Genomic DNA, 13134 nt, shown 5'->3' with positions numbered 1-13134 from the left:
TGGCATGCGCCTGGTAGCGCTTGATCACCGCCTCCGGCGCCTCGTCCAGGCTGGTCCACCAGCCTTCCAACTCATAGTCCGGTTCGAGCAGCAACTGGCCATCGCGATCGGCGGTGCGCTCTACCAGGCGCATCACGCGTTGGACGACGTATTCGGTCTTGTTGTCGTCGTGGATCGAGACGGTCTGCAGCCACAGCGCCTGGCGCTTGCCAGGACGCAGCTCTTCCCAGTAGTCCGCCGCCACCGCCAGCCAGGTATCTCGATCAGCCGTGGCCGAGCCGCGCGGGTTCCATTTGACGACATAGTCGAGCCGGCGCCCCTCGTCGGCAAAGACCTGGCGTTGCTGTTCGAGAAGCGCCAGGTGCGCCTGGCTGTCGAAGCCGCTGTCCTCGCGTAACAGGATCGGTTGCTTGGTCAGGCATTGGGCGCGAGGCAGTACCCGCTCCAGGAAGGCGTTGCTCTCCTTCATGGTGTGCTGCTTGCCAGGCCGCAGTTCCAGACCCAGGCACCACCCTTCGTTGCCCAGATAGGCGGCGATCGGGGTGTAGCCATCGACCTTCTGGTAGGTCCGCGAGACGCCTTCCTTCTTCGAGTTGCTGTTGTCCATGACGAAGGTGTCGATGTCCAGGCAGACGTGCGTCGTCTCGGCGGTGATCGGTGCTTCGATCAGTGACAGCAGGGTCGTGGACCAGGTGGCGGTGCGCGCCTGCAGGTCGTTGGCGGCAAGTTTTTCCAGCCGCTGTCGCAGCGTCGCCGCGCTCGGCACCTTCTGCAGGGTCAGCAGTTGTTGGAAGGGCTTGTCGCGGCGGAAGTTCTCGACAGCGTCATAGTCGCTCATGCCCAGACACAGCAGGCCCAGGTAGCTCTTGATCACGTCACTGGTGCGCATGCCCAGCGTGGTGGGGAAGCGGCTGTCGATGCTGTCGACGCCAGCGATCTCGAAGCATTGCCCGATGATGGACAGCCCGGCGTGGCTGGTGAGGGTGCGGCAACTGGCGCGGAACTTTATGTTGGGCATGGCACTGTCTGGGTGAATGGCGATAATGGCTATATTGCCATGCAGGTCAGTGGGTTAGAAGTGCTTCCGGGGGCCGGTCTCACGGATTCAGGTTTAATTCAACGCGCAATTTTTCACGCCTTGTTGTCGTTACTTCGTAATCTTTGAACTTATGAAGATATGATTTCCATTTAGTCAAATCATTGCATCCAATATCTAGCTCTACGGCAGACTGAACCCTATATCTATTAAAACTCATATTGATCTTGTGCCGGTAGTGATTTTAAAAGATTCGCTTCTAAAGCATCTTTTACTTTTTTCCTACTCGTTTTACCATCTAAACCTTTTAAATCATCCCAAATTAATATATCTTCGGACTCAAATGAAATTATTTTACTCATAGTATCGACTGAGAAGGAGCTTTTTTCAGCACATCGCTGAATGAGTGAGGACGTAAGAAAGTCGATTGAGCCGTTAAAGCCAGCTGCTTTCAAGAATGGGTTCTTGGCTTTAGAAGACCATATTTTGTGTTTAGCATAGAATTCTCTTATGCTTTTAAAAAAATTAGTTATTACTACCTTCTGATGATCCAATGTGGTGAGTTTGTATAAGCTAAATGTACCTCCTGGCTTCAAATGCTCCTTTATCGAAGCTACAAATGTTGAAAGCTCAATACTTCCGACGCCCCTAGGGGAGCCAGGAAACTTTATCAACTTATAAAGAGGAGAATCAGGATCATCGTTCAAATATCTAGCTATATCTGTTGACCTATTTACCGCGTGAGTCTCGTCATCAATCACCTCACCAAATAAGTCATACATGAGGCTTTTAGGTACGGGCTTTTGCTCAGCGTTAATATTGAGAAATATTTCAGCTGCTTTTTGCGTAGTAAGATGCATGCATAACGTGATGATAATATCTCTATCACCAACATTATCATCTTCTGCTATTGCTGCTTCAAATCCAGCAATCCTATGTTGACCATCAATCACTTGAGCGCTAGAGGCTGAAATTGGCAACGAGATTATTTCATCTTCAACTACTGGCTCAAAATTTTTATCAGTCCAATTTAGAATAAATGAGTTAAAGAATGTATGACCACCCAAAATAAATTCTTTAATATCGTTAATTCGCCTTTTATTTAAAACACGCTGTACCGCGCCATCTTCTTTATCTACCCCTCTTACTGCCACATAATATATAGAAACCACATCTCTAACCTTCATCGTGAAAGTATAAGTTGGAGTATCTCCAAAACTCGCTTTCAAATATTTGTATTTCATTATTTCTAATGGTTCCATATATCGACTCTCTTTTAAAATGTTAATATTGAATGCAGCAACATCCTAAAAGCCAATATGTTTAGACTTTCCATACGCACATTCAACCAAGCCAGATCGCACTCAAAAAATTAAAATTAATAACAAGCAGCATAACACCAATCACTGTTTATACTACCTTTGTCATCACCATACTGCGGAACGCTCACAAGCCCTATTAAACATAGCGCCACCCCTCCCTTCAGACGCACCGCGCACCTTAAGAACGGTTACCTTTAGACTATACGTAAGTACGTTCTTGCACCAGCATCTAAGTCAACGTAATCCTAAAAAATGAGAGGCGCGAAGTAAGTGGGCACTTTAAGACCGCCCAGTTTTCAAAAAGGGCCAGCTCAAAATGCTTTTTGCCTATAACCTATGCGCGTGTTGCGCTTACTCATGGGCTAAGGTCATGGCACCTGATAATTTAATGACCTAACAACCTTTCACTTTAGCAGACCCTAAATAGGATAGTGCCGCGGCCCCAGCTGCATCGTCATCCAGCGTAGTTCGGTGAACTCTTCGATGCCGGCTTTACCGCCAAAGCGTCCGTAGCCGCTGGATTTGACGCCGCCGAAGGGCATTTGCGGTTCATCGTGTACGGTTGGGGCGTTGATATGGCAGATACCCGTTTGTAAGCGGCCTGCCACTCTCATGGCGCGTGCACTATCTCGGCTGAACACCGCTGATGAAAGGCCGTACTCGCTATCGTTGGCGATGCGCACTGCCTCTTCTTCACCGTTAACGCGAATCACCGCCACCACCGGGCCAAACGACTCTTCGCTATACAGCCGCATAGCACTGGTCACGCCATCAATGACCGTAGCCTGCATTACTACGCCCTCGGCTTTGCCACCCGCGGCTAAGCGGGCGCCTTGAGTCACTGCGTCATCGATGAGGCTATTTAGTTTTTCACCTGACTGTGCATTGATTAACGTGCCGAGCGCGTTGCTTTCATCACGCGGGTCGCCTGCTTTTAGCGCCTGAGCACGGGCGGCAAATTTTTCTACAAAAGTATTCGCCACTTGGTTATCGACAATCACCCGCTCGGTGGACATGCAGATCTGGCCTTGGTTAAAGAACGCGCCAAAAATCGCCGCGTCCACGGCGGCATCGATATCCGCATCATCCAATACCAAGAACGGCGCCTTGCCACCCAACTCAAGCAGCACAGGCTTTAAGTGTTTGGCCGCTTGCTCGGCAATAATTTTGCCTACACCGGTGGAGCCGGTGAAGTTAATCCGGCGTACCGCAGGGTGGGCAATCAACGCGCTTACGACATCAGCGGCGTTATCCGGTGCGTTGGTAATCACATTGACGACACCATCGCCAAAGCCAGCGGCCTGCAGCACTTCACCAATCAAATGGTGCGTCGCTGGGCACTGCTCGGAAGCTTTCAAAATAACGCTATTGCCGCAGGCCAAGGGCGTGGCGATGGCTCGCGTACCCAGAATAATCGGCGCATTCCAGGGTGCGATGCCAACCACAACGCCACAGGGAACACGCACGCCCATCGCCATACTACCAGGCACGTTCGAGGGGATGATATCGCCCTGGATTTGCGTCGTTAACGCCGCTGCTTCACGCAATACATCGGCCGCCACTGTAACGTTAAACCCTGCCCAGCCTAGCGTGGCACCGGTCTCTTCCACCATTCGATCGATGAAATCACCCTGACGTGCTTCCATTAGCTCAGCCGCTTTAAGCAGTTTGGCGCGCCGCTCCCCTGGGCCTGTTTTTGACCATGCTTCAAACGCCCTGCCTGCGGCGTCCGCTGCCGTGTTCGCATCACCGACACTTGCCGCCGCAGCGGTGGTGACCACTTCACCGCTTAATGGGTTCGCGCGGGTAAAGGTGGCAGTTTGCTCAGCAGCGGTTGATTGGCCCGCCGACAATAGCTGAGTGGTGAACATGGCCTTAACTCCTTGTAGTAAACTTGTAGTAATAAAGCCTACAGCAGAAACATCGTACTCAAGATGGGGAAAGCGATGAGCAACGCCAGGCGTAGTAAGTCAGAGACCACGAACGGCGCGACCCCTTTAAAAATCTCACCTAGCCCAACATGCGGTGCCATTGCTTTTATAACGAACACATTCATCCCCACCGGCGGTGTCATTAGCCCCAGCTCAACGGTCAGTACGGTCAAAATACCGAACCATACCGGGTCGATACCCATCGCCTGAATAATCGGATAAACCACCGGCACGGTGATCACCAACATGGCGATAGAGTCCATAAACATACCCAACACAAAGTAGAGCGCCAAGATGCACAGCACCACGACGATGGGCGTGAGATCCATGCCGTAGAGCATGTCAGTAATGGAAAATGAAATACGCGACACCGAGATGAAGTAACCTAGCGTCTCAGCCCCCACCAGCATAAAGAACACCACCGCAGAGAGCGCTAATGTCTCTTGTACGCTGGCCCATAGCTGCGCACCGCGCATTCCTTTTACCAGGGCATAAAGCAGCGTGGCGAACGCCCCGACACTAGCGCCTTCCGTCGGTGTAAAGGCGCCAAAATAGATACCTAGAATCATCACCAGGAAAACGCCAAAAAAGGGAACCAACCCGGTAAGAGAGAGAAGTTTGTCTTTCCAAGCCGTAGGCTCACCGGCCACCGCAAGGGAGGGCCGCAGCCACATCACCAAGGTAACGGTAAGGGAGTACATCACTAGCCCCAAGAGGCCAGGGATCAGGCCTGCCATGAACATATCGCCCACGGACTGCTCAGTTAGAATGGCGTAGATAAGAAGCGCAATACTGGGTGGAATCATAATACCCAGCGTGCCGCCTGCAGCAAGCGCCCCGGTGGCCAAGCCACGGTTGTAGCCATAGCGCTCCATCTCCGGCAACGCTACCCGGGTCATGGTACTGGCTGTTGCCAATGAGGAACCGGAAATCGCCGAGAAGATACCGCATGAGCCCACCGCTGCAATCGCCAGGCCGCCCTTCCAGCCACCACAAATGACCCGCGTTGAATCAAACAGCTTACCGGCCATGCCCGAATGGGCCGCCAGCACGCCCATTAAGATAAACATGGGTACTGCGCTGAAGCTGTAGTTCGAGAGCACTTCCACCGGCACCGTTTTTAATTGCGCGACAGCCGCGTCCCAACTAATGATCTGCGCAAACCCCACCACCCCTACAATCAACATCGTGAGGGCAACTGGCACACGCAGAATCATCAATACCAATAAAAGCCCTAGCCCGATGGCGCCAATCGCTTCACTCTCCATGAGGCGCCTCCTCACCTGTGGCATAGATCATGCCCAACAGCGCATGAATAAAGCTCCGCAATCCAAGCAGTAAGCTGAGCACTGCTGCCAATTGGAAAATTGGGCCCATGGGTAAGCGCAGGTCTTGGGTGATTTCTCCGTACTGCGTGGCAGCAGCAGCAGAATCTAACAAACCCACAAATAGGATCAGCCCCAGCGCCGTAAAGCCAAGCAAAAAAAGACCTTGGATACGATTTTTTATCGACTGGGGTAAACGGTGCGAAAATGCTTCAACCACCACTTGGCTTTTCTCGACATTAGCGGCCATCGCCGCCAATAGCGCGAACAGCATCAAATAGCTAACCAACTCAACGCTGCCGGAAACACGCAACGCAATGGCGCCTTCCGTTAGCCGGGAAAGGTAGCGAGTACTGACATCGGCAATGGTCACCGCCAACAGCCCGATCAGTGCGACCCCCGCCACCAGGCGACAAACAAGGGCCAGCCAATGGCTGGCCCGAAAGAGGAGTTGTTGAAAAGAGAGACTAGACTGCATGAAAACTTACCCCTCTTGGGTACCACAAGACTCGCTAGCAGCCAGAGCAGCCTCATACACCTCGCGGGCTTGACTCAAACCACGCTCTTCCAACTGCGTCAGGTAGTTTTCAATGCCCGTTTCCAACGGTTCCTGCCAGTCAGGATGCTGAAGTGGGTTTTCGATTTCACGAATGGTATGGCCCGCATCAACCGCTTCTTGCTTGCCTTCAACATCTAAGCGGTCAAACACGGCACCGGCGTTTTCAGCCCATTTCATGCCTGAGTTATTATCAATGACCGCTTGCTGCTCAGGGGTCAGGCCGTCATAGGCACGCTGGTTCATGGTGGCGACAAAGATCAGCGTATAGAACGGCACTTCGGTGTGATAACTGACTAGCTCATTAACGCGGAAACCTTTTAAACCTTCCCAAGGAAAGCTTAAGCCATCAATCACGCCTCGCTGCATAGAGGTGTAAATATCGGGTGCTGGCATGCCCACCGGGCTTGCACCCATATTTTCCAGCATCTCACCCGCTACGGCAGTGGGGCGGCGAATGCGCAGCCCTTCCAGGTCAGCAGGGGTTTGCACATCGGTGTCGATGGTGTGGATACCACCGGGGCCCGTGGTAAACATAAACAGCGGGCGGGTATCTTCGTATTCGCTATCCAAATGGCCGTCGTCATAGAGCGTTTGCAACACACACGCCCCTTGGGTTGCCGTTGAGGCGACACCTGGAAGCTCGACAATTTGCGACAGCGGGAAGCGGCCAGCGGTGTAGCCCTGTGCCGTGGCACCAATATCGGCGATGCCGTTGGCAGCGGCTTCATAAATGGAATCCGGTTTGGCTAAGGTACCGGCGGGGAACATTTGAATGGTGAGATCACCATTGGATTCTTCTTCAATAGTATCGGCCCACGCCTGCAAAACATCTTGGTTAACGCCTGAAGGGCCAGGCCAAAAGTGCGCCATACGCAGCGTCGTCTCTGCCTGGGCAGAGCTAACAGCAAGGCCAGCAATCGCTGCCGCCAACACACAACGGGATAGGGACATTTTCATTGGAGCCTCCAGGACTTTTTGGATTATTGTGAGTTCGTATAGCGAATAGTAGTTCGCTTTAGGTATTCACATTAATTCACTATGAGGCGTAGGGCTAATCGACATTCGTTTATGTTCAGGCTATGTCGCCCGGTCTTTTAAGCTTCCTGCCTCGCATCACCAGTGTTGCTGCTTTCACGCCGTCTCCAAAAGGTACAATGACAGGTAAAAATTGGATTTTTACAAGATCAATGCCCGACCAAGGTCGAACCCAAACAAAAAAAGCGCTGCTTACGGATAAGCAACGCCTTTTGGTTTTTATTCACAAACTTGCAGACAACGGGATTAAAAATCGAAAAACACCGTCTCGCCTTCACCTTGCAGGCGGATATCCAACCGGTAGCGCACCTTACCATCGACCTCTTCGCGCTTGGCGATCAAGGTTTGGCGACGCGCCGGTGATTCGATGCGCGATAGCACCGGGCACTGGGCGTTCGCTTCCGCTTCATCGTCAAAGTAAAGCCGCGTTTGCAGGTGGATATTCACCCCGCGGGCAAACAGCGTCAGGTTAATGTGCGGTGCCATTAATTGGCCGCTGGGATGCTTTACCGCGCCGGGCTTGATGGTCGTCAGCGACCACTCGCTGCCGTGATCGAACGTCGTCGCGGTGCGCCCGAAGCTATTGAACGGTTTGCTGAGGTCGTAATCGGATTGGTAGTCACCGTTAGCATCGGCCTGCCATGCTTCTAAAAAGGCATCGCGTACTAAGTCGCCGTTGCCGTCGATGACAATGCCGACAACTTCGATATGCTCACCCTCGGCATCGGGCTTGGCCATCTCGTTCCAGATCTCTTCATCCCGCACTGGGTTGCCCGCCGCAGCGAGAGCAAGACCAATGTGCACGTAGGGGCCAGCGGTTTGCGAGGCGGTTTCACGCAGCATCAGGTCGCTGGTCGGCTGGCTGTTAGGCTGATTCATGAGATATCCCCACCCTTATTGGTTTTCAAAGTAGGTCTGCAGCTCACCGCGTACCACCACATCAAAGCGATAGGCAAGGCAATCCATCGGCTTGCTGTGGGCCATATCGAGTCGACCAATCATCGTCTCAACCGCGAGCGGGTCTTTCAGCGTGTGCACGATGGGACAGAGAGGAATCAGCGGGTCGCCCTCAAAGTACATCTGAGTGATCAGTCGGGTGGAGATCGAAGGCCCAGTGACTGAGACGTGAATATGCGCGGGCCGCCAGCTGTTCATATCGTTGGGCCAGGGGTAGGGGCCGGGCTTGATGGTACGGAAGCGGTACATCCCCTGCTCATCGGTCAAGCAGCGCCCCACACCGCCAAAGTTAGGATCTAACGGTGCCAGATACTTATCGTTTTTATGGCGATAACGGCCGCCTGCATTGGCCTGCCACATTTCCACCAGGGTATGCGGTATTGGCTTGCCGAATTGATCGACCACTCGGCCGAACATGAGAATCCGCTCGCCCTGGGGCAGCCCGCCCTGGCTCGGTTCCTGGCGAAAGTTAAGCAGCAGGTCGTTATCGTGGGGCCCCATGCGCAGGTGGCTGAAGTCCGGGCCGGTCAGTTCTGAAACAGTCGGTTGCTGCATGCTCACCAGCGCCTGCTGGGGCGAGCGCGCCACCGAGGTTTTATAACCCGGCGCGTAGGCAGGCGGATGCCAGTTGCGGTCACGGGCCACAAAGCGTTTATTGTCGTGGGTCATCGCCCTTTACCTCTCATCAATTATTTTGATTCGCTACTCGCCCCAGCCCAGCTCTTTGGCAAGAGCAAAGGCGTGATTGGCCGCTGGAACGCCGCCGTAAATCGCCACGTGCATCAGCACTTGGCGCAGCTCGGCCTCCGTCAGGCCAATACGCTTGGCGGTTTTCAAGTGCAGCGTTAGCTCTTCGCGCCCGAGCGCGGCGAGAATGCCAGTGGTGATCATGCTGCGCTCGCGACGGGTTAAGTCGTCGTTGCTCCACAGTTCACCCCAGGCCAGACGGGTAATCATCTGCTGGAAGGGGGCATCCAGGCTATTGGCGTTGGCGGTCGAGCGCGCCACATGCTCTTCTCCCAATACCTGCTTGCGGGTCTCAAGACCAGTGGCGTACGCCACGCCGTGGTTGGCCACATCGCCCAGATCCGTTGCCATCACGGCAAGGAGCTTTTGCGCGAACAGCGTAGGGGCTTCTACCGCAGGCACATGGCCCACACCGTCAAAAATCTCCAGCGGAGCGCCATCGAGCTCCGCAGTGAGGGCTTCCAACGTTGCAGGCGGCGTGGCCATATCTTCACTGCCGCCAAACAGCTGTACCCTGACCTTATGAAGGGTGCTCTTACCTGAGAGCTTTCCAGTGAATGTATCGCGGCCAAGCATTTCGCACAGCTGAGCGTAGGACTCATCATCGCCACGGCCCATTTGCACGCACCAGCCTGCTTTCAGCGCGGGGCTGGCCTCAAACGCTTTTGGTGCAAACCAGCGTGGCACAATCTCTTCAGACATCGCCACCAGGCCTTCCTGGCGCACGCGGCCTGCGCGGGTGTTCCATAGATCCGGATTGCCGATCACTGCGCCGGTGTTGGTCAGCGTAGTGGAGAGCAGGCGGTCGCTATGTGCAGCAATCAACTGCTGGCCGACGACACCGCCAATGGACGTACCGGCAAAGTGAAAGCGCTCAGCGCCCGCCAGTTCTGCCAATGCCAGAGCCTCAGCGGCTAAATCAGCGGGCGTGATCTGCTCTCCGCTGACCGCCTGGCTGGCACCGTGGCCGGGAAGATCCCAGGTCAGCACCCGGTAGCGGGGCAGCAGCGCGGGAATCACGTCATCCCATACCGCTTGGCTCATGCCCAAAGGGTGCGCCAGAATGATAAGTGGATTCACCTCTGCACCGAGCAGGCGGTAAGCCACACTGCGACCGTTGATGGTATGAAAAGCCATGTCTGCCTCCGTTAAACCCGTTCGATCAGCGTGGCGATACCCTGCCCTACGCCAACGCACATGGTACACAGTGCGTAGCGCTTACCGCTGTTCTGCAACTCATGGGCGGCGGTCAGCAACAGGCGGGCACCGGACATGCCCAGCGGATGCCCCAGGGCAATTGCACCGCCGTTCGGGTTGACGCGCGGGTCGTCATCGGCCAGGCCGAGGTCGCGCATACACGCTAACGCCTGGGCGGCGAACGCTTCGTTAAACTCAAATACATCGATATCATCCATGGCGATACCAGTGCGCTTGAGTAGTTTCTGCACTGCCGGTACCGGCCCATAGCCCATGATGCGCGGCTCAACGCCAGCCGTGGCCATGCCGATGATTTTCGCCATCGGCTTCAGGCCGTGCTGTTTGACGGCTGATTCACTGGCCACCAGCATGGCGGCTGCGCCGTCGTTGACACCAGAAGCATTGCCTGCGGTTACACTGCCGCCCTCACGGAAAGGCGTGAGTAGGCCCGCGAGCTTCTCCAGCGTGGTTTCACGCAGGTGCTCGTCCTGGTCAAAAATCAGCGGCTCTTGCTTACGGCGCGGGATCTCGATGGCCGTGATCTCTTGGGCAAAACGCCCCGCTTTTTGAGCGGCAGCGGCTTTTTGCTGGGAGCGCAGGGCAAAAGCGTCCTGATCTTCCCGGGAGATATTGAACTGCTCGGCGACGTTTTCCGCCGTTTCCGGCATGGAGTCGATGCCAAAAGCTTTCTTCATCAGCGGGTTGACCAAGCGCCAGCCAATGGTGGTGTCTTCAAGCTTTTGACTGCGGGCGAAAGCGCTATCGGCCTTGCCCATTACATAGGGCGCGCGAGACATGGACTCCACACCACCTGCCAACGCCAGCTCCATTTCACCGGCTTTAATGGCGCGAAACGCGGTACCCACCGCGTCCATACCCGAGCCGCAAAGGCGGTTCATGGTCGTGCCGGGCACTGAGGTAGGAATGCCCGCCAGCAGCGACGACATACGCGCCACATTGCGGTTATCTTCACCGGCCTGGTTGGCGCAGCCCATAAAGACTTCTTCAATGGCAGCAGGGTCGAGATCCGGCGCTTCCGCCAGTACGGCTTTAAAAATCGTCGCGGCGAAATCATCCGGGCGTACGCTGGCCAGAGTGCCACCAAAACGTCCCACGGCGGTGCGACGGGGATGACATAGAAAGACGTCTTGCATAACAACATCGCTCATAAATAGATCCTTTATGCGTCCGCGTGGGCCCGCTCGGTGCGCGCTTTGAGCTCACGAAGAATTTCAAGCTCATTCGCACTGGGTTCAGGTGTGCTTTCAAGCTGCTCGGCAAAGCGCACTTCCCAGCCGGTAGCCTCAATCACTTCCTCGCGACTCACACCGGGGTGCAGTGACACCACGACCAGCTCTTTGCTGCCCGGGTCGGGCTTCATCACGCACAGGTCGGTAATCACGCGGGTGGGGCCCTTGCCGATATTGGGCACGTTGTCGCGCCCTTTCCCGTCGCGGCCAAAGCCAAGGGTGGTGACGAAGTCGACATCTTTCACAAAGGCACGCTTGGAGTGCTTCAAAGTGATAAACACTTCACCGGCGTTGGTGGCGATTTCCGGCGCACCGCCGCCACCCGGCAGGCGAACCTTGGGCGCTTTGTAATCGCCGATAAGCGTGGTGTTAAGGTTAGCAAAGCGGTCGATTTGCGCGGTACCTAAAAAGCCCACGTCGACTTTGCCGCCCTGGAGCCAGTAGCGGAACATCTCCGGCACCGCCACGGTGGTGAGCGCCGATTCGCACAGCTCACCATCCCCAATAGATAACGGCAGAATATCGGGCTTGGTCTGCAGCGTGCCGGACTCGTAAATCAGCACTACATCGGGGGCGTGCGTCAGCCGTGCCAGGTTGGCGGCTTCCGAGGGCAGCCCGATACCCACAAAGCAGGTCATGCCATTTTCCAGCGCCCGCGCGGCGGTCACCGACATCATTTCAGAAGAGGTGTATTCCAGACTCATTAGGCTTGGCCTCCCACGTTATCGGCGGCATTAAAAACGTTGTTGTCGAGCCACTGGGTGAAGGTGTCGCGATCGCGAGCGATGGCATCCCACTCTTTATAGAAGCGGTTGCTGCGACCGTAATAGCCGTGGGTGTACGAGGGCAGCGCACCTTTCTCGGCTACCGCAATGGCGCTGATCGCCCAGCTTGGAATCACACAGGCATTGGGAGTAGCCCCCAAGTCATCGACGATCTCTTCCACCGTGACAATACTGTGCTTGGCCGCAAGCACGGCCTCTTTCTGAACGCCGACGATACCTTCCACCAGCACATTGCCCTGACGATCCGCCCGCTGTGCGTGGATGATCGAGACATCCGGGCGCACTGACGGCACGGCCGCCAAGCGCTCACCGGTAAACGGGCACTCGATGAATTTGATTTGGTCGTTGACGCTGGGCAGCTCGCTGCCGATGTAGCCGCGAAAAACGGCGAGCGGTAAACCTGCCGCACCGGCTTCAAAGGCGCAGGCCATGGCGGCATGGCTGTGTTCAAGAATCTCGATCTTGCACGGCCAGCCTTTCTCAACCGCATCACGCAGACGGTGTAGCGATCCCACACCGGGGTTGCCACCCCAGGAGAAGATCACCTTTTTAGCGCAGCCTGCGCCAATCATTTGATCGTAGATGATATCGGGGGTCATGCGGATCAGCGTCAGATCACGCTTTTTTTGCCGGATCACTTCGTGACCGGCGGCAAACGGTATCAGGTGGGTAAAGCCTTCCATGGCCACGGTGGCGCCGTCTTGGACGTAGCGCGCTACCGCGTCATGCAAGCTGAGAAACTCGGACATGATGGGTGCCTCAACAAAATTTATAGTGCTGTTCGCAATGCGAATATTGATTCAATATACGAACAATAAAGTATGGAAAGAATGCGCACCCGTCAATCCATAACTGCGGTAAATTGAGGCTTAGTAATCTAATCAATGTTCTTAAAGAACCAATACCGATGTTTTTTATTATACTTTGGTATCAAGTTTGTTGATAAAAATTCTTTTAAAACAATACTTTAAAAAATAGTTCGCAATACGA

General features: G+C 54.7%; 12 protein-coding genes. All 12 read right to left on the bottom strand.

What is annotated here, in order from left to right:
• Nucleotides 1–1018 (bottom strand): IS1380 family transposase (locus V8L71_RS15610; protein WP_336274692.1); only part of this gene is annotated, 1018 nt, incomplete at its 3' end.
• 227 nt (nucleotides 1019–1245) lie between these two features.
• The gene (locus tag V8L71_RS15605; protein ID WP_176303005.1) at nucleotides 1246–2298 is read right to left on the bottom strand and encodes a DGQHR domain-containing protein; all 1053 of its coding nucleotides are present in this window, start codon (nucleotides 2296–2298) and stop codon (nucleotides 1246–1248) included.
• Between the two features lie 479 nt (nucleotides 2299–2777).
• A complete protein-coding gene (locus V8L71_RS15600; protein WP_176303004.1) occupies nucleotides 2778–4229 on the bottom strand; it encodes an aldehyde dehydrogenase in 1452 nt (483 codons plus the stop codon).
• A 38-nt stretch (nucleotides 4230–4267) separates the two neighbouring features.
• Complete coding sequence (locus tag V8L71_RS15595; RefSeq protein WP_336274691.1) at nucleotides 4268–5557, bottom strand: TRAP transporter large permease; 1290 nt, start codon at nucleotides 5555–5557, stop codon at nucleotides 4268–4270.
• The gene (locus V8L71_RS15590) at nucleotides 5547–6092 is read right to left on the bottom strand and encodes a TRAP transporter small permease (protein ID WP_176303002.1); all 546 of its coding nucleotides are present in this window, start codon (nucleotides 6090–6092) and stop codon (nucleotides 5547–5549) included. The genes V8L71_RS15595 and V8L71_RS15590 overlap by 11 nt, the downstream gene beginning before the upstream one ends.
• A 6-nt stretch (nucleotides 6093–6098) precedes the next feature.
• Nucleotides 6099–7130, bottom strand: a complete 1032-nt coding sequence (locus V8L71_RS15585) for a TRAP transporter substrate-binding protein (protein ID WP_035556093.1) — start codon at nucleotides 7128–7130, stop codon at nucleotides 6099–6101.
• 324 nt (nucleotides 7131–7454) lie between these two features.
• Nucleotides 7455–8087: a protocatechuate 3,4-dioxygenase subunit alpha gene (gene pcaG, locus V8L71_RS15580; protein WP_176303001.1), complete on the bottom strand. Its 633-nt coding sequence runs from the start codon at nucleotides 8085–8087 to the stop codon at nucleotides 7455–7457.
• 15 nt (nucleotides 8088–8102) lie between these two features.
• On the bottom strand, nucleotides 8103–8834 hold the full coding sequence (pcaH, locus tag V8L71_RS15575; protein WP_176303000.1) for a protocatechuate 3,4-dioxygenase subunit beta: 732 nt from the start codon (nucleotides 8832–8834) through the stop codon (nucleotides 8103–8105).
• 33 nt (nucleotides 8835–8867) lie between these two features.
• Nucleotides 8868–10049 (bottom strand): alpha/beta fold hydrolase, encoded by a 1182-nt coding sequence (locus V8L71_RS15570; protein ID WP_176302999.1) that lies wholly within the window; start codon nucleotides 10047–10049, stop codon nucleotides 8868–8870.
• A gap of 11 nt (nucleotides 10050–10060) precedes the next feature.
• A complete protein-coding gene (pcaF, locus tag V8L71_RS15565) occupies nucleotides 10061–11263 on the bottom strand; it encodes a 3-oxoadipyl-CoA thiolase (RefSeq protein WP_176303066.1) in 1203 nt (400 codons plus the stop codon).
• Nucleotides 11264–11289: 26 nt separating this feature from the next.
• Entirely contained in the window at nucleotides 11290–12063 is a 774-nt protein-coding gene (locus V8L71_RS15560) for a CoA-transferase subunit beta (protein ID WP_176302998.1), read from the bottom strand.
• Nucleotides 12063–12893: a CoA transferase subunit A gene (locus tag V8L71_RS15555; RefSeq protein ID WP_176302997.1), complete on the bottom strand. Its 831-nt coding sequence runs from the start codon at nucleotides 12891–12893 to the stop codon at nucleotides 12063–12065. Before V8L71_RS15555 ends, V8L71_RS15560 begins: the two co-directional genes overlap by 1 nt.
• Between the last annotated feature and the right edge of the window lie 241 nt (nucleotides 12894–13134).

It is taken from the genome of Vreelandella indica, from assembly GCF_037070225.1.
Taxonomy (GTDB): Bacteria; Pseudomonadota; Gammaproteobacteria; order Pseudomonadales; family Halomonadaceae; genus Vreelandella; species Vreelandella arctica.
The sequence above is the reverse complement of the archived record's forward strand: the minus strand, read 5'-3'. Positions and strand labels throughout refer to the sequence as shown.